This window comes from Francisella marina (genome assembly GCF_008369785.1).
GTDB classification, from domain to species: domain Bacteria; phylum Pseudomonadota; class Gammaproteobacteria; order Francisellales; family Francisellaceae; genus Francisella; species Francisella salimarina.
On the sequence record NZ_CP043552.1, the window covers coordinates 1,922,807 to 1,945,662 of the forward strand.

Below are 22,856 nucleotides of genomic sequence, written 5' to 3' on the forward strand. Positions count from 1 at the left end.
AGTCTCCTGTAATTTATGCGACTTTAATATTTGCTCTTTGTGTTAAGTATTTTCTTGGAACACCAAATGTTGAGAAAATCGTTCGAGAAGATACTTTGTATATCTCTTCGTTGAGAAGGGTATTTACTATCACAGTATTTCTATAACCCCCTAATCCTAAATCAGGAGTACCTACACCATGAGAGTTGATCTCAGCATTTTGTACAAAAATGTTTAAAGACGTATTTTGCGTGATTATTTTATAATCACGAGATATTTTGAGATTATTGCTATCATCTCGTTGAATTAGTGCTTCTATATTTTTGAGGACATTATTTATATTTGCTTTATATCCGGTTGCTGCAATAACTCTATCTGTTGCGATTGAGAACTCTTGATTTTGCTGACTATGATAAAAAGAGCAGAGAAGTTTATCTTGTGAGTTATCAACATTTAGGCATTCACAGTTTGCAATCAATTCAGCATTGTTTTTATCTTCGATGGATTGCTCATAAAGGACATCATAGATATCTGATATTGTTTCAGCACTAATTCCTTTATAGAGTAGATCTTGTTCACTTAGAAGTTTAGGCTTTTCTAAATTAGGTAGGTTATAAAAATACTCAATATAATCAGGTGAGAAGTGTTCTAGACCAAGTTTGGAATACTCCATTGGGAAAAAGCCTTTGCTTCTAGTCAGCCAGCTAATTTTTGTAGAATCATCTTTTGACTTCATCAAATCTAAAAATATCTCTCCAGCACTTTGACCAGAACCTATCAGAGTTATGTGCTGATCTTTTAGAGCTTGATCTTTTATATTTAGATATTCACTACTATGGTGAATGTTCGCTTTATTCTGAAGTTTACTTGGTAAATATGCAGATGTGCCTAACCCAAGTACAATGTTCTTTGTTAAGTATTGTTGCTCTAGATTATCTTTATCTTTTACAGTGATGCACCAAGCCTCGTTCAGGGAATCTATCTGATGCTCTATATTTATAACTTCATAGCCAAATTTACAAGAATTACACTTTTGTGATACCCACAAGCAATAGTCGTTATACTCTTGTCTAGGTATAAAGAAATTTTCTTTGAAGTAAAATTTATACATACGGTTTTTTTGATGTAAGTAATTTAGAAAAGTAAACTCACTAGTTGGATCAGCCATAGTTACTAAGTCAGCTAAGAATGGTACTTGTAATGTTGTCCAGTTTATCATCAATCCGAGGTGCCAAGAGAAATTATCTTTTTTATCAAAGAAAAGGCAGTTGATAGGTTTATCGTTTAATAATGCCGCTAGTCCAAGATTAAAAGGACCAATTCCTATGCCAATAATGTCATAGATTTTCATATAACCTCCTTAAAAGGATTATTTGTATTTACATAAATAGATTGATTAGTTAAAGGAGCCTGTAGTTCATCAAGCCCACTAAGTCTTGTGCGTAGATTAGCCTTTAGAGGTAATTGATCTATATTTAGAATCTTTTTGATAAATTTATCGCAGGTTTTATACTTTTCTAGGAAGCCCTCTAAGAAATCTATAGTTATTTTTATTAAATCTTGTTCGCTAATATAGCCAGTATTTGTAATGGCTTCTATTACAGAAAAAAGTTGATTTACAACGAAATAGTAGCAAAAATGATGATCTATAAAGTCCTCAGATTCTTCACATAGACTACTGATATTTCCAAAATTAGCTTTTTTGAGTTCTGGATGATCTTTTATATAATAATATCCTTGGCTATCACGATAGTAGCTTTCAACTGGTAGTCCATGCTCTAGTTTGACTAGCAAGTTTTGTTGATGAGCTTCAAGAGCAATACCATATTTTGAGTACAGCCATAGTATAGGGGTAATAGCAACTGTTAAGTAAGTCTCAAACCAGTAGATAGTAGCTTCATAAGTAGAGATATTATTGTGTACGCTGAAGTACTGAATTAATGAGCCAATACGCGTAGCTTCATTAAATGGGTTGGGTTCAGTTAGACTTGCAATACATGCAATATCATCTTGAGGATTAAAGTTAGCACTGCGTATAATGCAGATACTTGGATCAAAAATTTTATTATTAACTTTTATTGCACAATAAGCAGGATCTGTAATTAGCTTAAAGAATGGGAACTCATTATTTAAGATAGTCTGTAAATGATTTGTATATAGTTTATGAACCGTCAAACTTCTGTTACATTCTTTGGCCAAATTCGTTCTTACTGAATTTGTTATGGCGATATTTAGCGAGAATTTCAGCATAATGTTGGCTTGTGGAGAGTACACAGTTCTAACAGAGGTTGTTGGATAAAACCAAGGGCCTGTTATGCCAATATCTATTATCTTTTTTTGAGCTTTATACTTTTGGATTTCATCATGTTTTGCCAAGTATTTTGCTTGCCAAGGATGTACAGCAAATAATTGGTAATCTTTATCAGATTTATAGTATATACTCTCATTTTTCAGGAAGTCTGAAAAAATCTCATCTGTATTTTTTTCAAGTAATGATTGTGACTCTAAAATATCTTTACTTATATACATATAATAAAGCTGAAATCTGCCATTTGTTTCTGGAGAGTATTGTACAAACTCTTCCTTAGAAAAGCCTTCTCTACTCTTAGGATCTGGTTGTAATCGATGACCTCTTATTAGGTTTTGCTCATTTGTGATAAATGAGTTTTCATATCCAAAGGCATCATCAATTTTGTGTTTTCTGTAATGTAATATTTGAGCAATATTTGTTGCGGAGTTGGTTATCCTCTCTAATAACTCATCGAAGGCAATTACATTAGAGCTTTCTAACTCCTTGCTAATTAAAAATACAGCCTCAAGAGGATCGAGCTTTATTTTTTCATCTTGTTTTACTAAATAGCATGGTAACTCCCATATTGGTGATTTCAATGTTGGAGAAATTTTTACATTTGTTTCAAAACTAGAATCTATAGATTTCAAAAAGATATTAAACCTATAACCACCATCATTGTTTCGGGATAATTCATAATTGTTAAACTCACGGTAGTAACAATTTAAAAAATTTTTTAGAGTTATTCTATTTGCGTACTTATTCATTGTTGGCTTGCCTCTATTTGATTTTTGACTAAGTTGCCATAGTGTTTTATTTGCTTGAGACAGGCACTTATCAGTTCTGATGTTATCATTGGATTAACTAAGGTGATTTTTAAGTAAATATTCTTATTTATTTTTGTCTGAGCTATAGCAAATTTGCCACTATGAAATATAAGCTTATGAATCTCTCTATTAATCAAATTTAGAGTGTTAGAATTCAAATTTTTATCATAATACCTAAAAACAATTGTATTTAGATGATTGTTTAAGTGTTGTTGCTCTTCAAAGGCTAGTTGTAGGCTATTATCTTCTTCTATAGTTGTAATTGTTATATTTGTAATCTCAATAATATGATCAATCCATTTTGCAAATAATTCAGTACCACTATTTTGCAATGAGATAAATATTTTTAGAGCATCAAACCTACGAGTTGTTTGTATCGATTTATCTACTAAATTTATACTATCAAAGCCATCTTCATCAGGGTTTAAGTAGTCAGCATGGTAACTTAGAAGCTTGAATGCTTGTCTATCTTTACAGAAAAAAGCCCCACAACTTACAGGTTGGAAAAATAGCTTATGAAAATCAATAGTTACAGAATCAACAAGTTCAAGACCTACTAGTCGATCTTTGTGTTTATTTGAAAGTATTAGAGCTCCACCAACAGCGGCATCTGCATGAAGCCAGATGTTATGTTTATTTGCTATTTCTGCTATTGACTTGATATTATCAATACAGCCAAAGTCAGTATCTCCAATAGTTGTAACTATACATATCGGAATTAAGTCCTGTACTTTCAGAGAGCCTATTCTTGAGGCTAAATCTTTAACATCTAATTTAAGATTCTCATCTGTTTTTATTAGTTCGATTGAGTTTTTACCTAATCCCAATATCGATAGAGATTTGTGCACAGAGAAGTGCGTTTTTTCTGTGCATAAGATACGAAATTTATTAGCAATATTTGGCAAACCTAAATCTGCTATTTTATGATTTAGAACATTTTCACAATAATGATCTCTTGCTAAAAGTAGTCCCATTAGGTTTGACTGAGTTCCACCACTTGTAAATATACCATCTGAGCATGGATTATTTTTGTAAATTAAAGAGCTAAACCAGTTAATAACAGCTTGTTCAATATATGTGGCAATAGGGCTTTGATCCCATGAATCCATAGATTGATTTAGAGCTGAGATAAATATTTCAGCAACTAATGAGGGTAACATTACAGGGCAATGTAAATGAGCCATAGAAGTTGGAGAATTAACATTCAGCGAATGTTTAAAAAACTCACCAAGCTGATTCTGGATTATACTTTCTAACTTTTTAGGTTCTTTGTCTATCTTATATTGAGCAGTTAGTCCCTCTAGTTGGCTTGCCTCTTGCCCACTAAAAATGTTAGAGCTCTTTAAGTTAGCTGCGATTATTTCTAACGTATCTTTTATACTTTGTTTATATACATTGGTACTTTCTATAGAGCTGTTTAGAAAGTAATTATCAAGATTTAGACTCATATATTCTCCTTAATCGAGTCTTCTAATATTTGAACTACTTCATTGATTTGTTCGATAGTTATTGTTAAAGGAGGTAATAGTCTAATAGTTCCTCCAAAGCGACCTCCTAACTCAACTATTAATCCCATATCAAAACAAGTTTTTTTGATTGCTAGAGCTTTTTTTCCGTCAGCAGGCAAGCTACCGATTGAGTCCGGCTTTGAAGATATATCAACTATTTCCATACCAATCATCAAGCCCGAACCGCGAACATCACCAATAATGTTATATTTGTTTTTTAGGCTATGGAGTTTGTCTAGTAGATAATTACCTTTTTTACTTACTTGTTCTAGGAAAGCAGTATTATTTACTCTTTTTAGAACAACGCTTCCTGCAGCCATTGCAAGCACGTTACCACGAAATGTTCCTGTATGAGCACCAGGCTTCCAGGTATCTAAATAACTTTTGTATAGTATTACAGATATTGGCAATCCTCCACCAAGTGCTTTAGATAGAACAATTACATCTGGATCAATGCCGGCTTTTTCAAAAGCATATAAGTATCCCGTTCTGCCAATACCACACTGAACTTCATCAACAATTAGAGGTATATCTAGCTCTTTAGTTAGCTCTCTTATTGCCTTTAACCATTTTACAGGAGCTGGGATTACACCTCCTTCACCTTGGACGGGTTCCAGTATGATTGCGGCTGGTTTTTTTATACCACTTTCAGGATCTTTTAATAAGCGAGAGATCATTTGAATATTTACGTCTAGGCTTTGTTCATCTTTTAGACCAAAAGGGCAACGATATGAATAAGGGTAGGGTAGGAAATGTACATAGGGAGTAAGTCCGGCAATATCTTGTTTTGGTTCTAGATTACCCATAAGAGAAAGTGTTCCATGAGTCATACCATGATAGGCACCATGAAAAGCAATTATATTTTCTCTACCTGTTGCCGTTTTGCATAGTTTGATTGCTGCTTCAACTGCATCAGAACCACTTGGGCTACAAAATTGAACTTTTGTTTTGCCATGATAAGACTGGGGTAGAGTATTTAGCAGCTCTTCCATAAAGCTATGTTTTTCTTCTGTAAGCAAGTCTAATGTATGTATTGGGACTCCTTTATCCAGAGTTTGTGATATCGCATTTGTAATTTCAGGATCATTATGTCCAAGAGCAATAGTTCCAGCTCCTGCTAGGCAGTCTATGTAGTTCTTATTTTCAATATCTGTTAGATAAATACCTTGTGCTTTTTTTATGACTAAAGGATTTTTTCTTGGATAGCTTCTTGCGTTTGATTCCCAGATTGTTTGATTTTTTAACATGGCTTGTTGAGGTTGTAAATTCATATTTTAATCTTTGCTATTTAATATTGATAATGATTATCATTTACATTATATTAAAAAGCAACATTAATTAGCAAAAAAATATATGAAAAATCAAATCGGTGTGGCTAAGTTTGGTGGAACTAGTGTGGGAACAGTCGCATCAATATATAAATGTGTTGATATAGTCAAAAATAATCAAGATATAAAAGTTGTTGTTGTCAGTGCTCAAGCAGGAGTTACTAACTTATTGGAAAAGCTTATAAAAAGTGATGTTTATACTTACAAAAAAATATTTGCAGACTTGTATTGTATTGTAGATCCTATTGTTCAAAGTATTATACAAACAAGAAATGAGAAGATAGCATCATTGTTTAGAGAGCTTGAAAAACTTTGTCAGGAATTATACCTTGATAATAAATCAAAGTTTCGGTTACAATCACAAATTTTGTCTTTTGGTGAGAGGATTTCCGCTTATATTTTCGATCATGCTCTAAAACAACAGGGTATAAGCTCAGCACACATCGATGCTAGAGAAATTATAAAAGCAGATGGCAGTTATATTAAGGCCAGACCTTTGTTAAAAGATATAAAGTCTCAGGCAAAGAAATATTTTTCTGATTCACGAAAGCTATACGTTATGGGTGGCTTTATAGGTTCAAATTTAGATGGTGAAACCGTAGTGCTAGGTCGTGGAGGAAGTGATTATTCTGCTGCATTGGTTGCTGAGGCGGTCAGTGCAGATATGCTTTACATTTGGACTGATGTGGCGGGTATACATCAAGCTGATCCAAGATTGATACCTAAATCACAAGTAATAAAGCAGATAAATTTTGAAGAGGCTATAGAGCTTATAGGTTTTGGAGCAAAAGTTTTGCATCCTGATACACTTTGGCCAGTTATGAGAAGTGGTACTAAAGTATTTGTAGGATCGACATTTGATCCAGCTAGTGGTGGTACTTATATTACAAACGATAATGAAGGTATTGTAACAAGGGGGGTAAGAGCTATTGCTGAGAGGCGAGGGCAGAGTCTAATCAAAGTTAATTTGGTGAGTTTAGATTTATCAGATATAGTTTATAAAGTTCTGGCTGTTTTAAGAAAGTATGACATCACACCTGATGTTATTAATCTCACAGATGTTGAATTAATTCTTGTAATTGATGACACTAATAATATTACATACCAGTCTATAAATAATGAGTTAATAGATTTGTGTGAAGATGAGTTTGAATTCGAGAAAAATCTTTCTTTGACTGCTTTGGTTGGCGATAAGTTGGACACGATACCACAATTCTTTAATGAACTATTAAATGGACTTGGTGATTTGGATGTTAAATACTCAGGATATAGCTCTAGGGGTAAAAGTTGGTGCTTGATAACAGCTGACTATGCATTTGAAAAAGTCTATAAGGCTTTGTTTTAAGATTGTGATGGTTTGTTTTTATTTTTACAGTTTTTATAGCATTTGATATAGATGTTTAAACTGTGATCCACCATTTCTGCACCCATTGATTTTACGACTTCCTTTTGTAGCTTTTCTATTTTTTCATTATAAAATTCTTGTATCTCATTGCACTCAATACATATGATATGATCGTGGTGATCTCCTTGATTTAGTTCGTACATAACTTGATCAGAGTCGAGTTTAAGTTTGTTTATTATTCCTGCTGATTCAAACTGATTTAGTACTCTGTAAACTGTAGCTATTCCCGTACTACTTCCTTGAGATTTGAGCTTAGAAAAAACATCATCAGGACTAAGGTGTCTATCTTTATTTTCTTCAAAAAGCTTAAGTATTTCAACACGTGGTTGAGTAACTTTAAAACCAAACTCTTTCAGGTTGTAACTATTTCCCGACATTTTGTTCATAATTAATTTCCTACTTTACTTAGATTTTGACATAAGTATGGCTGTTATTGCAATTTATATATTGTCTATATCAATAAAACACTATCTTTTGTGTAAACGATATATCAAGAGTTAAGGTGTTTATAAGTGTATTAATAGACAAAGTTTTAGAGAAATCTTTATCATCAGTCTATCTTGAGTCAACGTTATTTTTTTAATATGAAGATACATCTTCAGGAATTGATTTCTAATAATATTTATAATTATGATAATAGAAATAGGTTTGAAGATTCTTGTTTTTGTGGCTTTCATCCTTGTCTACTATGTATGTTTTAGGTTTTTGTAATTGATATGTAATTGTGATATCATTGTCAGACTGGTGATTTTAAATCAATCTTTCTTATGAATACTAATATTTACGCACAATTTGCGCCTATACTTATATTCCTCATAATAGCTTTTGGTTTGGGTGTGGCATTTGCAATGATTGGTAAGATTTTGTCAATGATTGTTGGTGCTAACAACCCAAGTGCAACAAAAGGAGAAACATTTGAATGTGGTTTTCCTACTTTTGGTGACGCTAGGGAAAAGCTAGATGTTCGTTTTTATCTAATTGCGGTACTATTTTTAGTGTTTGATTTAGAGTTAGCGTTCATTATTCCTTGGGGTATAAATTTGAGAGCTAGTGCTGGAATGCCAGCTATTTCAGATCACGCTTTCTTTGCGATGATTATATTTTTAGTGGTACTATTTTTAGGTTTAATATATGCACGGAAGAGAGGAGCTCTGGAGTGGGAATAGGTAACGAAAATAAAGGTTTTATAACTGCAAGTGCTGACGCGCTTATAAATTGGGTGCGTACGGGCTCGTTGTGGCCTGTAACTACAGGGTTGGCTTGCTGTGCGGTTGAGATGATGCATGCTGGTGCTGCTAGGTATGATTTGGATAGGTTTGGTATTGTTTTTAGGCCTTCTCCTAGGCAGTCGGATGTCCTTATCGTTGCTGGTACACTTTGTAATAAGATGGCTCCGGCACTACGTCAAGTGTATGATCAGATGCCGGATCCTAAGTGGGTAATCTCTATGGGTTCGTGTGCAAATGGTGGAGGGTACTATCACTATTCCTACTCTGTGGTGAGAGGGTGTGACAGGATTGTTCCTGTAGATATATATGTTCCTGGTTGTCCTCCAACTGCAGAAGCCTTAGTTTACGGGATTATACAGTTGCAGAATAAAATTATTAGAAAAGACACTATAGCGAGGAAGTGATCGTGAATGCTAAGTTACAAGATCATTTTAATAATGTAGAAAAGATATTAAACGGCTTTGGTGTTGAGTGTCGTATTTCTTATGGAGAGATTAATGTCTCTATAAAGGATCAGCGTGATATACATCTTGTCCTAAAAAAACTTAAGAAAGAGTATCATTTTAAGCAACTTACTGACATTACGGTAGTTGATTATTTAACTTATGGTCAGTCAGACTGGCAGGTAGGTAAGGTTGTCTCTCAAACAGGTTTTTCGAGAGGGCGCCAGCAAGGTTTTAAGACCGCTGATGTTAATAACAGATTCGAGATTGTTTATCAGTTGCTAAGTATGGCTAATAATGTTCGAGTTCGTGTGAAATGTAAGCTGAGAGATGCTCAAATTATTATGGTTGATTCGGTTGAGGATCTGTGGCCTTCAGCTAATTGGGCTGAGAGAGAGGTTTATGATATGTTTGGGATTTATTTTAATAATCATCCAGACTTACGTAGAGTCCTTACTGATTATGGATTTGTAGGCCACCCTCTGAGAAAGGATTTTCCTCAGACAGGTTATGTGGAGATGCGTTATGATGAAAATCTTGGTAAGGTTGTCTATGAACCTGTAGAGATCGATGATAGGGTCAATGCACCAAGAGTGATTCGCAATCAATAAAATTATGGGTTTGTAACAATGGCAGAGTATAAAAACTATACACTAAATTTTGGTCCAGTCCATCCTGCTGCGCATGGTGTTCTAAGACTTATTTTAGAGCTAGATGGAGAGACAGTTGTTAGAGCTGATCCGCATGTTGGCTTACTTCATAGAGGGACAGAGAAACTTGCTGAGTTTAAGCCATATAATCAGAGTATTGGTTATATGGATAGGCTAGATTATGTTTCGATGATGTGTAATGAGCATGCTTACGTAATGGCGATCGAGAAGCTTTTAGAACTTGAAGTTCCTGAAAGAGCTCAGTATATCCGTGTAATGTTCGCCGAGATGACAAGAATTCTTAACCATTTGCTTTGGGTTGCTGCGTGTGGTATCGACTTGGGTGCTATGACAGTATTTCTATATGCCTTTAGGGTTAGAGAAGACTTATTTGACTGTTATGAAGCTGTTTCTGGTGCTCGTATGCATGCTGCGTATTTTAGACCAGGAGGTGTTGCTAGAGATTTACCAACACAAATGCCACAATATAAGCAAACTAGATTTACAAGCAAAAGAAAAACCAAAAAAATCAATGCTAACAGACAAGGTAGTATGTTGGACTTTTTAGATTCTTTTGTTGTTGATTTTGATAAATCTCTAGATGAGATAGACACGCTTTTAACAGATAACAGGCTTTGGAAACAAAGAACTGTCGATATTGGTGTTGTTACAGCAGAAAGAGCGGTTGAGCTTGGTTTCACTGGGCCGATGTTGAGGGGGAGTGGTGTTGCTTGGGATCTTAGAAAATCTCAGCCTTATGAAGTATATGACAAGCTTGATTTTGATATTCCTGTTGGCGCTAATGGTGATTGTTATGATAGATATCTTGTTAGAATGGCAGAGATGCGTGAATCTAATAAGTTAATCAAACAATGTGTTGATTGGTTGCGAGCTAATCCAGGATCAGTTCTTTCAGATAACCACAAAGTTGCGCCTCCAAAAAGAAATGCAATGAAAAACAATATGGAAGAGCTTATCCATCATTTTAAGCTTTTTTCTGAAGGTTATTGTACTCCTGAGGGAGAGGTTTATGTTGGTACTGAGCATCCTAAAGGCGAGTTTGGTGTGTATATTAAGTCTGATGGAGCGAACAAGCCTTATAGGCTTAAGATGAAAGCGCCAGGATTTACTCACATAAGTGCTATGGATGAATTGTTGTCAGGGCATATGTTGGCAGATACTCCAGCGATTATCTCTACAATAGATGTTGTGTTTGGTGATGTAGATAGATAGAGGAAAAAGATGTCTTTAGTAGATTTGATATCGCCACAAGCGAAAGAAGATATAGATAGGGTTTTGAGTAAGTTCCCGGCAGATCAGCGTAGATCTGCAATTTTAGAAGGGTTGCATATTTTACAAGACCAAAACGATGGCTACTTAACTGATGATTTGCAAACTGCTCTTGCTGAATACTTGCAAGTTAGTAAGGTTGATGTTTATGAAGTCGCTACATTTTACTGTATGTATGAACTAAAGCCTGTGGGTAGACACAAATTGAATTTATGCACGAATGTTTCGTGCATGTTAAATGGTGCGTATGATATCTTAACGCATATTGAGAAAAAGCTTGGAATCAAGCCTGGAGAGACTACCAAAGATGGTCGTATAACTCTGAAAGAAGTAGAGTGTCAAGGAGCATGTTGTGGCTCACCTATGCTTGAGGTTGATAAAGTTTTTTATGAAAATCTAACTATAGAAAAAGTGAATCAAATAATTGATTCGTTGGAGTAGTTATATATGGCAAATGAAGTTTGTTTTCGTACCCTGCATCTAGATAAGCCGTACAGCTTAGAGTCTTACTTATCGGTGGGTGGGTATTCTTATTGGAATAAGATTTTGACAGAAAAGATCCCGCCTGAGCAAATTATTGAAGAGCTCAAGATATCAGGTCTTAGAGGTCGTGGTGGTGCTGGTTTTCCCACTGGTCTTAAGTGGAGCTTTATGCCACGCAATACACCGGGGCAGAAATATGTTGTATGTAATTCTGATGAAGGTGAGCACGGGACTTGCAAAGATAGGGAAATAATGCGCAATAATCCTCATCAGTTAATAGAGGGTATGGCAATTGCTGGATATGTAGTTGGCGCTACTGCAGGTTATAACTATACGCGAGGAGAATTTTACGAACCTATTGCAAGGTTTGAGGATGCCTTGATAGAGGCTTATCAAGCAGGGTTGCTAGGTTCAAATATTAAGTCTTCTGGTATTTCATTTGACTTATACTCAGCAGTTGGTGCTGGAGCTTATATATGTGGAGAAGAGACGGCATTGCTTAATTCTTTGGAGGGCAAAAAAGGCCGTCCAAGATTTAAACCACCATTTCCTGCATTCAAAGGTCTTTATGGAAGACCTACGAATATAAACAACACAGAGACTTATGCGTCTGCACCAGCAATTTTACAGCATGGTGGAGAATGGTTCAAAAGTCTTGGGACTGAAAAAAGTGGTGGTACTAAACTTTTTTGTATTTCTGGTCATGTTAAGCATCAAAAAGTCATGGAAATAGGTCTAGGCACTCCATTCAAAGATGTCTTAGAGATGTGCGGTGGTGTTCGTAATGGACATAAGCTAAAGGCTGTGATACCGGGCGGAAGCTCTTCTAAAATTCTTACAGGTGAAGAGATGCTTAATGTTACTATGGATTATGAATCCATTGCTGAGGCTGGTTCGATGCTTGGATCCGGTGCAGTTGTTGTTTTGGATGAAACGACCTGTATGGTCAAGACATTGGCTAGGCTAGCAGATTTTTATTATGAAGAGTCATGTGGTCAGTGTACACCGTGTAGAGAAGGTACTGGCTGGTTGGCTCGTACGCTACACAGGATTGTTGCTGGTGAAGGAAAGCCTGAAGATATTGATACTTTAGTGAGAGTAGCAACAAACATAGAAGGTAACACTATTTGTGGTCTTGGAGATGCTGCAGCATGGCCAGTCCAAAGTTATATACATAAGTTTAGAGATGAGTTTGTGTATATGATTGAGAATGGTGGTAAGAGTATAGTGGATCAATAGTTGATTGAGGTAGTTCAGTGTCAGACAATAAAGAATCCAAAAAAATAAATGTAGAGATTGATGGTAAAAACTACGAAGCTTTGCCAAATCAGTCAATAATAGAAGTAGCAGATGCTAATGGTATCTATATTCCTAGGTTTTGTTATCATAAAAAGCTATCTGTAGCTGCTAATTGTAGAATGTGTTTGGTCGATGTAGAGGGTGCTAGACGTGCCTCCCCTGCATGTGCTACTCCAATTATGGATGGGATGAAGGTCAAGACTCGCTCTGAGAAAGCTTTGCAGATGCAAAAAGATGTGATGGAGTTTCTACTGATAAACCATCCATTAGATTGCCCAATCTGCGATCAGGGCGGGGAGTGTGAACTTCAGGATATTGCTATGGGATACGGCAATACGACTTCTGAATATTTAGAATCAAAAAGAGCTGTTGAGGATCCTGAGTTGGGTCCTTTGGTCGCTACGGATATGACTAGATGTATTTTGTGTACGCGCTGTGTTCGTTTTGGTGAAGAAGTAGCTGGAGTTAAAGAATTAGGTGTGATGGGTAGAGGAGATCATTCTGCCATTAGCACATATATTTCAGGAGATATGGTCGATTCAGAAATCTCTGGAAACGTGATTGATCTTTGTCCTGTTGGTGCATTGACATCTAAGCCATTTAGGTTTAAAGCTAGAGCATGGGAGCTAAAACAGCTCCCTACAGTATCTTCAGGAGATGCTTTAGTCACAGAGATTAACGCACATATCTATCAAAATCGAATTGTCAGAACTGTTCCTAGAGAGAATGAAATAACTGGAACGTGGATAGCAGATAGAGATAGATTTGAATATACAGGATTATATAGTCCAGAAAGAATTGAAAAGCCAATGATCAAGAAATCTGGTGGTTGGGTCGAGGTATCTTGGGAAGAGGCGCTAGACTTTGTTAAAGTAGCTATTGAAAAAACTAAAGAAAAAGATGGTGTCGATGCAATATCAGCAATTGTGTCTGAGTCTGCTACTTCTGAAGAAATGTATCTGATGAAAAAGCTATTGGCAAGTGTTGGATCTACTAACATTGATGGTAGAGTAAGGCAGTATGCCGATATACCAGGAATTAGTGCTGGTAAAGGCTTTAATTGTTCGTTAGAAGATATTCGTGAAAGTGATTTTATCTTGGTTTTTGGGTCAAACATTAGAAAAGAGTATCCAATAGTTAATATTGCGGTTAAAGATGCTGTAGAAAAAAATAATGCCAAGGTAGTTGCTTGGAATGTTTGTGATTATGATTTTAACTATGATGTTAAACAAGTCAAACTAGCTGCTGATAATATTCAATATATTGCACTATCTCTATTAAAAGCTATTTTTGTAAGGGCAAACCTACCATACGGCGACTTGGATGTGATTCTAAGAAAGGTTGATCCAGCAGCGGAGGTTAGAGAGACCGCCGATAGAATTGTTGCAGCGGAAAATCCGAAAATTATAGTTGGCCAAGATATCGTTAATAGTAGTGGCTTTGAAACAGTATTTAGTATTTTAGAAATATTAGAAAAAGTTATTGGGGTGAAAGGCGGTATTTTAGCTAGTGATGTTAACTCGGTAGCTGCAGAGAGAATATTTAGTTCTTCTAAATCTAAATTCAGTACGTATAAGTGTCTAAATGGACAAACAAACACCAAGCTTTTATTTGCTGCTCATACTGAGCTATCGAAGGATAGCTTGTATGGTGAGCAAAAATTGAGAGAAGCATTTGAAGGTATTGATATAACTGTTAGTTTCTCAGCGTTTGCCGATAAGTTTACAAAAGATATTTCAGATATTATTTTGCCTGTGGCGACTCACTATGAAACAAGCGGAAGTTTTGTTGATTTATTTGGTAATACTAAAGAGTTCAAGCAAGTAGTAAAACCATATGCTGATAATAAAGAGCTATGGCGTGTCTTGAGAGTTATTGGTAATTTACTTGAGTTAGATGGTTTTGAATATAATTCTATATCAGAAGTGACTACTGACGCTTATGCTCATAGAGCTAGAGTTGGTGTTAATCATGTGGCTCAGATTCTTAATGCAAATTTAGATTATCAGAAAGAAATTGCACTTGTAGCATCAAATTCTATGTATGGTACGAGTAGCTTACTTAGAAGAGCAGAACCTTTACAAAAAACCTATGATGCCAAGCGTTTCGCTGGTGTTAGAATATCACAGGAACTAGCAGATGAAATAGGTTTGAATGCTGAGTCTGGTGTTGTAAAAGTTTATGATATTGACAATGAGATAACTCCAGAGGTTACGGTTGACTCTAGTTTACAAGCTAAGAATATCATGATACCAAGATCATTGTATAAGCCATTTTTATCAGGTGATAATGTAAGTATTAAGCTTGTGAAGGAGGGAAAGTAGTATGCTAGCATATATATTATGGACAGTACTTTATGTATTGCTAATAGTTATTCCTCTTATACTTGTGGTTGCTTACTATACTTATGCTGAGCGTAAAGTTATAGGATATATGCAAGATAGATTGGGCCCAAATAGAGTAGGGTCATTTGGATTATTGCAACCGATATTTGATGCTTTGAAACTTTTTCTTAAAGAGATTGTTGTTCCGACTAATTCAAATAGATATTTGTTTTTTGTAGCACCAATTTTAGCATTTGCACCTGCTTATGCGGCATGGGCAGTTATTCCTTTTTCGAAAGGTGTAGTGTTGTCCGATATGAATCTTGGATTGTTATATATATTGGCAATGACATCTTTCTCAGTATATGGGATTGTAATAGCAGGATGGGCATCCAATAGTAAATACTCTTTGTTTGGTGCCCTCAGAGCAGGTGCTCAAGTTGTGTCTTATGAATTAGCTATGGGATTTGCAATAGTTGGTGTTGTAATTGCGGCTGGCTCTATGGGCATAACAGGCATTATTGAGTCTCAAGCCGGAGGTCTGTGGCATTGGTACTTTATACCTTTGTTCCCATTATTCGTAGTGTACTTTATCGCAGGTATTGCTGAGACTAATAGGGCACCTTTCGATGTGGTTGAGGGTGAGTCGGAAATTATTGCTGGTCATCATATTGAGTATACAGGATCTAGATTTGCACTATTCTTTTTAGCAGAGTATGCAAATATGATTTTGATTAGTATTTTAACTTCAATCATGTTTCTGGGAGGTTGGTGTTCACCATTTGAGGCTACTCCTTTAGAAGCTATATTTAACTTTGTGCCAGGAGTTGTATGGTTGTTTGCTAAGACGGGTATATTTATGTTTATGTTCTTGTGGGTGCGTGCGACATTCCCTAGATATAGATACGACCAAATTATGCGCTTAGGCTGGAAGATATTTATACCTTTAACATTTGTTTGGGTTGTAGTAGTGGCTTGTATGGTTAGGTTTGGTGTAGGACCTTGGTGGTAAAAAGGATAATATTATGAGAAATATAACAAGTTTTTTTAAAACCTTTCTACTTTGGGAACTTCTAAAAGGGATGAAGGTCACAGGTAAGCACTTTTTTACACGTAAGGTTACTGTGCAATATCCTGATGAGAAAACTCCTATCTCTAATAGGTTTAGAGGGTTGCATGCTTTAAGACGTTATGAGAACGGTGAAGAAAGATGTATTGCTTGTAAGTTGTGTGAGGTTGTATGTCCAGCATTAGCAATTACAATCAACTCTACTGAGAGAGAGGATGGATCACGTAGAACATCTAGTTATGAAATAGATTTATTTAAGTGTATTTTTTGTGGTTATTGTGAAGAATCATGCCCTGTGGATTCTATTGTTGAGACCAATATTCTTGAGTATCACTTTGAAGAACGTGGTGAAAATATTATGACAAAGGCTAAGCTTTTAGCTATTGGTGATAAATATGAAGCACAGATAGCAGCTGACAGATTACAAGATAAGGATTTTAGGTAAAGAAATGGTAGTAACAGATATTTTATTTTACATATTTGCATCACTGGCTATTATTTCTGCTTTAGTGCTGGTTTTGGCAAATAATCCAGTAAACTCTGTAATAGCAATGATTTTTACATTCATCTTTACAGCAGCTGTATGGATAATTTTTCAACAAGTATACTTGGCATTATTGTTGATAGTCGTATACGTAGGTGCGGTTTTAGTAATGTTTTTGTTCGTGGTATTTATGTTGGATCTACACGTAGAGAAACAAGGTAGAGTAGGGAGATTCTTCTATGCTTTTGCAGCTATTATAGTTTGTGCAATATTTGCTACAGTGATTAGCTATGCCGCTACTAAAGTATTCGCGGGAGACTCTATGCAAGGTGGTGTTGGTGGACTTAAGGTTATAGGATTAACTATGTTTGATAATAGCAATCTATATGTATTTGAGTTGGTTGATTTTATTTTATTAGCAGCAATGACAGCAGCAATTACACTAACATTGAGATCTAAGCGTAAAGGTAACAAGTCTGTAAATCCTGCACAACAGGTCAAAGTTAGAGCAAAAGATCGTCTAACTATGGTTAAGATACCAAGTAATAGAGAGGGCGCTAGAGATGAATAGTATTTCAGTTTCGGTTACGAATGGTTTGATTTTTAGTACATTGCTATTCGTAATAAGTGTTGCGGGCATAATTATTAACAGAAGAAATATTCTTATACTTTTAATGTCTATAGAATTAATGCTTCTAGCAGTTAATACTAATTTTCTGATATTTGCTAATATGCACCATCAAGCGATGGGTGGCGTTTTTGTTTTCTTTATAATGGCTGTGGCAGCAGCTGAGACAGCAATTGGTTTGGCAATTGTTGTGGCAATATTTAGGAAACGTAAAACTATTGATTTAAGTAAACTCAATACACTAAGAGGTTAAGAGCAAGCTATGATAATAAATACTCAAGTAGCAGCTGTACTAATAGCAGTCATAGTGTTATCACCATTGCTTGGTGCTCTGATTGCTGGATTTGGTGGCAAGTCTGTAAAGAATGCAGGTGTTAACTTTTTTACAATTTCTTTATGTGGTCTTTCTTTTGTCCTTAGTGTAATTTTAGCCTATGGTGTTTTTGCTGGATCAGAAGTTTATTCTGTAAGTTATTATCAGTGGGCTCCGATTTCAGATAAGTTTACATTTGATGTTGGTTTTACTGTAAATAAAATAACTGTATACATGATGTTGATAGTAACTTTTGTATCAACATTAGTACATGTTTACTCTATTGGTTACATGAAAGGTGAAGAAGGCTATGCAAGATTTTTTGCATATATTTCAGGATTTACCTTTGCAATGCTCTGCCTAGTTATGGGCAATAACTTCTTATTGCTATTTTTTGGATGGGAAGGTGTTGGTTTATTTTCATACCTATTAATTGGCTTTTATTTTAATAGAGATAAGGCTAACGTTGCTAGCTTGAGAGCGTTCATCGTAAATAGGATTGGTGACTTAGGCTTTTTGTTAGGTATTGGGGCGGTTATTTTATATACTGGATCTGTTGACTATACAACGGTATTTGCAGCTTTATCAAATATTGATAATACTCAAACTATCCACTTCTTAGGTTTGAGCTTCAGCCCTGTTACATTGATGTGCTCGCTTCTTTTTATTGGTGCTATGGGTAAATCTGCTCAATTTCCGCTACATTCATGGTTAGAGGGTTCAATGGAAGGTCCGACACCAATTTCAGCACTAATCCATGCTGCTACAATGGTTACAGCTGGTGTATTTATGGTTGCTAGACTTTCTCCAATGTTTGTACTATCACCTGCTGCACTAAGTTTTGTGCTTATTATTGGTGCGATTACATGTTTGTTTATGGGCTTAATTGCGATAGTACAGACAGATATAAAAAGAGTAATTGCATATTGTACACTTTCTCAGCTTGGATATATGATGGTAGCTCAGGGCGCAGGAGCATTTTCTATTGGGATGTTCCATCTGATGACGCATGCTATGTTTAAAGCATTATTATTCTTGGCGGCTGGTTCTGTAATAGTTGCGATGCATCACGAGCAAGATATTCGTAGAATGGGTGGCTTAAGAAAGTATATGCCTGTTACATATTTATGTATGCTTATAGGTGCTTGGGCACTTGCAGCATTACCGCCATTCTCAGGTTTCTTTTCAAAGGATTTAATTATTGAAGCGGCGCAGTCTACGACTGTATACGGTCACCAGTTTGCATACTACATGGTATTAGCATGTGCATTTGTGACATCTTTCTATATTTTTAGAATGTTTTTCTTGGTATTCCATGGTAAAGAGAGAATGTCAGAAGAAGAGAAGTCTCATATCAAAGAGTCGCCGTTTAGTATACTAATTCCACTGGTATTATTGGCTATACCTTCAGTATTCGTTGGAGAGTATTTCTTCACAAGTATTTTATCGCAAAATCATGGTTTATTTGGTGATACTATAACTTCATATATTCAGGCAGGACTAGGTGGAGAATCTGTTACAGCTCATCTTGCTAGTGAACCTGCTACAGCTAGTTCTATAGCATTTATAAAACATTCAATATCAACAGTACCATTCTGGTTAGCTTTTAGCGCTTTGGCTTTGGCTTATATTTTGTATATATGGTTGCCAGTTATACCAAGAGTGCTTGCAAATGCTAAGTCTGGGTTTGGTATTGTTTATCACATTTTAGTTAAGAAATACTTTATTGATACTCTTTATGATGTTGTATTTGTTAATATCTTCTTGGCTATTAGTACTTTCCTATGGAAAGCAGTAGATATCTTTATCATAGATAAAACAATTGTACATGGCACATCTAGTCTGATCTATCATACTGGTGATAGTTTTAGAAAAATTCAACGTGGATATCTGTTTGACTATGCTTTTGTAATGATGGTCGGTGTGTTGTTATTTATGATTTTGCTAATATCAGTATAGGTAGAGGGTAAACTAGTATTATGAATTTAGGTAATTACTTATTAAGTTTAATAATTTGGCTTCCAATAGTTGGTGGCTTTGTTGTATTAGCGACAAGAACAAAAGAGTTGCATGGTGATGCTGCACGTTGGGTAGCTTTGGTATTTAGCTGTTTAACTTTGGCTTTATGCATACCTTTGGTGGCATCTTTTGATTATAGTAGTTCTGCAATGCAGTTCCAAGAATCAGCAAAATGGTTCAAGGTATTTGGCATGCATGACATTTATTATGGTCTAGGTGTTGATGGGTTTTCAGTTTTATTTATTGTTTTAACAAGTTTTGCTACTTTAGTTATTGTTCTAGCAGCTTGGACTTCTATTAAAACAAAAGTTAGACAATACATGGCGATATTTTTGATTACTTGTGGTCTGACAAATGGTGTTTTCTGTGCAACAGACTCTATACTTTACTATGTTTTTTGGGAAGCGTTATTGATTCCAACTTGTTTAGGTATAGGTATTTGGGGTGGTAAGAACAAAGCGTATGCAGCTGTTAAATATTTTATGTATACTTTCTTTGGTTCGGTATTTTTACTAGCTGCGATTTTATATATTCAAACAAGAGTAGCGGCATCTCCAGCTGACTTATTGGTAAGTGCAGACACCTATTCAATCCAAAACTTTATCGCATGGGCTGCTCAGTCAAATGGGTTGGCAGACTCTGTTAAGTTTACACTTACTGCTCAATGGTTAATATTTGGTGCTTTCTTCTTAGCTTTTGCTGTTAAAATTCCGATGTGGCCGTTCCATTCATGGTTACCAGATGCTCACTCAGAGGCTCCAGCTGGAGGTTCTGTTATACTTGCAGCACTTATGCTTAAGCTAGGTGCTTATGGTTTCTTAAGATTCGCAATACCAATGCTACCTGAAGTTACAGCATCATTAGAGTACGTACTGATAATTATGTCTTTGATAGCTATTGTCTATGTTGGTGTGGTTGCAGTTGCTCAGACTGACGTCAAAAGACTGATAGCATATTCATCAATTTCGCATATGGGTCTTGTTACATTAGGTTTGTTCTCTATTTTCATACTTAAGAGTGCCGATCCTGTACTTGGTACAACTAATGCGCAATTAGCACTACAGGGTGCTGTATTTCAGATGATTGCTCATGCGTTTTCTTCTGGTGGTATGTTTATTGGTATTGGTTATCTATACTTAAGAATGCATACAAGAGAAATATCAGATTTCTCAGGTGTGGCTAAGACCATGCCAATATTCGCAATGTTTTTCTTACTTTTCTGTATGGCTAATGTAGGTTTACCAGGCACTAGTGGCTTTGTCGGTGAGTTTATGATTTTGTTGGCTGTATTCCAGTACTCTCCATTAATAGCATTAATTGCTGGTTTAACTTTGGTTATAGCGCCAATTTATACTCTATGGATGTATAAAAGAGTGTTTTTTGGAGAAGTGGTATCTACGCAAGTAGCGAGCCTGACTGATTTGAATAAGATGGAGTTATTTGTATTTATATTGTTAGCGGTACCAACTTTATTGTTTGGTTTTTATCCAGAGCCGATATTGCATCTTTCAGAAGCTGCTTCGGCTAATATTGTTGGTTTATCTCTATAGGGTGGTGTTTTGATTATGAGTTTATCAATTCTTTATATATTACCAGAAATACTATTAGCACTAGGTGTGATAGTTGTAATGTTTTCTGGACTTTTTTTACACGGTAAAATTAGGAATATTAACTACATATTCTTTCAAGTATTTACACTACTTGCTCTTGTTGCTACTTTTGCCAAAGAATACTTAATCCAAAATAGTAGCTCTGTTTTTGAGGGGCAAGTTGTATTCAGTGGTTTTGCTTACACGTTACAGTTAGTGATACTTGTATTGGCAGTATTCGTGGCATTATATTCAAGAGAGTATGTGAAAGATAGAAAAATATCAGACGGTGATTTTTATACACTTTTGATGCTGTGTGTTTTAGGTGCGATGGTTCTCACAGCTGCACATAGTTTGGTTACAATCTATATTGGTTTAGAGTTATTGTCATTACCAATGTATGCACTAATAGCAATTTATAGAAATTCTAGTACAGGCCTTGAAGCTGCTATTAAATATTTCGTATTAGGGGCTATTGCTTCAGCTTTATTGTTATTTGGTATGTCATTTGTATACGGTATGACAGGTCAACTTGATATTACTGATATTGCAACTGCACTTTCACAAGGGAATTTTACAGGCTTAGAGCAGCAGTTCTTACTTGTATGTTTAGTCATGATGATAGCAACATTTTTGTTCAAACTAGGAGCCTTCCCATTTCATATGTGGTTGCCGGATGTTTATCAGGGGGCGCCAAATGCCGTTGCCAATATTGTTGCGACTATTCCAAAGGTAGCAGCATTTGCTATGCTTGTTAATATTCTATTCGTAGGCTTTCCATCGCTTAAAGATTCTTGGATATATTTATTTAGAGTTATAGGTATATTGTCGATATTCTTTGGTAGTTTAGTGGCTTTATCGCAAACAAACGTTAAAAGACTTTTGGGTTATTCTACAGTATCACAAATAGGTTTTGTTTTATTAGCTACTACACTTAATCCACAGGGCTATGCTTTAACAGCAGCTAGCTTCTATGTAATAGTTTATGTTTTTACTACTCTAGCAGCATTTGGGGTGTTAACTACAATCTCTGTTGGCGGTTATGAAGTTCAAGATCTTAAAGATCTAAAAGGTTTCAATACAAAAGACTCTTGGTTAGCATTTATACTGCTGATAGTTTTGTTCTCTATGGCAGGGATTCCTCCATTCGGTGGTTTCATAGCAAAATTATTTGTTATTATGGGCTTAATTAATGATGGCAGTTATGTATTGGCATGTTTTGTGCTATTTATGGCTGTTGTGGCGTCATTCTATTATGTAAGAGTTATTAGAACTATGTATTTTGATGAGCCAGAGAATAATGAGACAGTTAAGCCTCCAATGACATCTCTTATAGCACTAAGTATCAATGGTTTAGTTCTTTTATTCTTAGGTATTATGCCAATGCTTCTTCTTGGTGTTCTTACTCAAGTTACTAACGTTATTTAAGTTTCAATAGTTTATTGCCTATTCTTGTCATAACTTTTATACTTTTATGTAAAGATAATTTAATGCTATTTTTCTATGAAAGAAATTTTAGGTCCAATTAATGATGTAATCAAAAACTCGAAAGATAATATTATTAATAAAAGTTTAAAAAAACTTGATGTGGTGAGTAGAGAAGAGTTTGAAATACAGAAAAAAATTCTTTTGAAAACACGTCAAAAATTAGAGCAGATCGAAGCTAAGTTGGATAAATTAATAGCTGAGAAAGAGTGAG

Annotated in this window: 21 protein-coding genes; 16 read left to right on the plus strand and 5 right to left on the minus strand. The window is 35.4% G+C overall.

All coding sequences use genetic code 11. The features are described 5' to 3' along the window. Positions 1-13 precede the first annotated feature (13 nt). The 4 genes from F0R75_RS09465 to F0R75_RS09480 are packed head-to-tail and all read right to left on the minus strand — an operon-like array spanning position 14 to position 5,875. On the minus strand, positions 14-1,330 hold the full coding sequence (locus tag F0R75_RS09465; protein WP_149377293.1) for a lysine N(6)-hydroxylase/L-ornithine N(5)-oxygenase family protein: 1,317 nt from the start codon (positions 1,328-1,330) through the stop codon (positions 14-16). After that, entirely contained in the window at positions 1,327-3,036 is a 1,710-nt protein-coding gene (locus tag F0R75_RS09470; protein WP_146420926.1) for an IucA/IucC family protein, read from the minus strand. Before F0R75_RS09470 ends, F0R75_RS09465 begins: the two co-directional genes overlap by 4 nt. After that, on the minus strand, positions 3,033-4,544 hold the full coding sequence (locus F0R75_RS09475; protein ID WP_149368896.1) for a pyridoxal phosphate-dependent decarboxylase family protein: 1,512 nt from the start codon (positions 4,542-4,544) through the stop codon (positions 3,033-3,035). The genes F0R75_RS09470 and F0R75_RS09475 overlap by 4 nt, the downstream gene beginning before the upstream one ends. Beyond that, on the minus strand, positions 4,541-5,875 hold the full coding sequence (locus F0R75_RS09480) for a diaminobutyrate--2-oxoglutarate transaminase family protein (protein ID WP_149368895.1): 1,335 nt from the start codon (positions 5,873-5,875) through the stop codon (positions 4,541-4,543). The genes F0R75_RS09475 and F0R75_RS09480 overlap by 4 nt, the downstream gene beginning before the upstream one ends. A gap of 82 nt (positions 5,876-5,957) precedes the next feature. Between F0R75_RS09480 and F0R75_RS09485 the strand changes: the two genes are divergently transcribed. After that, positions 5,958-7,277: an aspartate kinase gene (locus F0R75_RS09485; protein ID WP_149368894.1), complete on the plus strand. Its 1,320-nt coding sequence runs from the start codon at positions 5,958-5,960 to the stop codon at positions 7,275-7,277. Here F0R75_RS09485 and F0R75_RS09490 read toward each other — a convergent pair. After that, the gene (locus F0R75_RS09490; RefSeq protein WP_146420975.1) at positions 7,274-7,714 is read right to left on the minus strand and encodes a Fur family transcriptional regulator; all 441 of its coding nucleotides are present in this window, start codon (positions 7,712-7,714) and stop codon (positions 7,274-7,276) included. The genes F0R75_RS09485 and F0R75_RS09490 overlap by 4 nt on opposite strands. 390 nt (positions 7,715-8,104) lie before the next feature. Here F0R75_RS09490 and ndhC point away from each other — a divergent pair, with 390 nt between their 5' ends. The 15 genes from ndhC (at position 8,105) to F0R75_RS09565 (ending at position 22,855) form a co-directional block, all read left to right on the plus strand. Next, positions 8,105-8,503, plus strand: coding sequence for an NADH-quinone oxidoreductase subunit A (gene ndhC, locus F0R75_RS09495; RefSeq protein ID WP_149368893.1), 399 nt, complete (start codon positions 8,105-8,107; stop codon positions 8,501-8,503). After that, entirely contained in the window at positions 8,494-8,970 is a 477-nt protein-coding gene (locus tag F0R75_RS09500) for a NuoB/complex I 20 kDa subunit family protein (protein WP_003017394.1), read from the plus strand. The genes ndhC and F0R75_RS09500 overlap by 10 nt, the downstream gene beginning before the upstream one ends. Before the next feature lie 2 nt (positions 8,971-8,972). After that, complete coding sequence (locus tag F0R75_RS09505; RefSeq protein WP_187985979.1) at positions 8,973-9,620, plus strand: NADH-quinone oxidoreductase subunit C; 648 nt, start codon at positions 8,973-8,975, stop codon at positions 9,618-9,620. A gap of 18 nt (positions 9,621-9,638) precedes the next feature. Then, complete coding sequence (locus tag F0R75_RS09510) at positions 9,639-10,892, plus strand: NADH-quinone oxidoreductase subunit D (RefSeq protein WP_013922308.1); 1,254 nt, start codon at positions 9,639-9,641, stop codon at positions 10,890-10,892. 9 nt (positions 10,893-10,901) lie between these two features. Beyond that, complete coding sequence (locus tag F0R75_RS09515; protein ID WP_149368891.1) at positions 10,902-11,390, plus strand: NADH-quinone oxidoreductase subunit NuoE family protein; 489 nt, start codon at positions 10,902-10,904, stop codon at positions 11,388-11,390. 6 nt (positions 11,391-11,396) lie between these two features. Continuing rightward, a complete protein-coding gene (gene nuoF, locus F0R75_RS09520; RefSeq protein ID WP_149377294.1) occupies positions 11,397-12,671 on the plus strand; it encodes an NADH-quinone oxidoreductase subunit NuoF in 1,275 nt (424 codons plus the stop codon). 17 nt (positions 12,672-12,688) lie between these two features. After that, positions 12,689-15,055, plus strand: coding sequence for an NADH-quinone oxidoreductase subunit NuoG (gene nuoG / locus F0R75_RS09525; RefSeq protein ID WP_149368890.1), 2,367 nt, complete (start codon positions 12,689-12,691; stop codon positions 15,053-15,055). 1 nt (position 15,056) lies between these two features. After that, complete coding sequence (nuoH, locus tag F0R75_RS09530; RefSeq protein ID WP_146420918.1) at positions 15,057-16,067, plus strand: NADH-quinone oxidoreductase subunit NuoH; 1,011 nt, start codon at positions 15,057-15,059, stop codon at positions 16,065-16,067. Between the two features lie 13 nt (positions 16,068-16,080). Then, on the plus strand, positions 16,081-16,569 hold the full coding sequence (nuoI, locus tag F0R75_RS09535; RefSeq protein WP_012280348.1) for an NADH-quinone oxidoreductase subunit NuoI: 489 nt from the start codon (positions 16,081-16,083) through the stop codon (positions 16,567-16,569). Positions 16,570-16,573: 4 nt separating this feature from the next. Continuing rightward, complete coding sequence (locus F0R75_RS09540) at positions 16,574-17,179, plus strand: NADH-quinone oxidoreductase subunit J (RefSeq protein WP_013922313.1); 606 nt, start codon at positions 16,574-16,576, stop codon at positions 17,177-17,179. Then, entirely contained in the window at positions 17,172-17,489 is a 318-nt protein-coding gene (gene nuoK / locus F0R75_RS09545) for an NADH-quinone oxidoreductase subunit NuoK (RefSeq protein WP_004286961.1), read from the plus strand. The genes F0R75_RS09540 and nuoK overlap by 8 nt, the downstream gene beginning before the upstream one ends. A 9-nt stretch (positions 17,490-17,498) precedes the next feature. After that, a complete protein-coding gene (gene nuoL / locus F0R75_RS09550; RefSeq protein ID WP_149368889.1) occupies positions 17,499-19,508 on the plus strand; it encodes an NADH-quinone oxidoreductase subunit L in 2,010 nt (669 codons plus the stop codon). A 20-nt stretch (positions 19,509-19,528) separates the two neighbouring features. Then, positions 19,529-21,118, plus strand: coding sequence for a complex I subunit 4 family protein (locus tag F0R75_RS09555; RefSeq protein ID WP_149368888.1), 1,590 nt, complete (start codon positions 19,529-19,531; stop codon positions 21,116-21,118). Positions 21,119-21,133: 15 nt separating this feature from the next. After that, positions 21,134-22,585, plus strand: a complete 1,452-nt coding sequence (locus F0R75_RS09560) for an NADH-quinone oxidoreductase subunit N (RefSeq protein WP_149368887.1) — start codon at positions 21,134-21,136, stop codon at positions 22,583-22,585. 75 nt (positions 22,586-22,660) lie between these two features. Beyond that, on the plus strand, positions 22,661-22,855 hold the full coding sequence (locus F0R75_RS09565; RefSeq protein WP_012280351.1) for an accessory factor UbiK family protein: 195 nt from the start codon (positions 22,661-22,663) through the stop codon (positions 22,853-22,855). Position 22,856 lies beyond the last annotated feature (1 nt).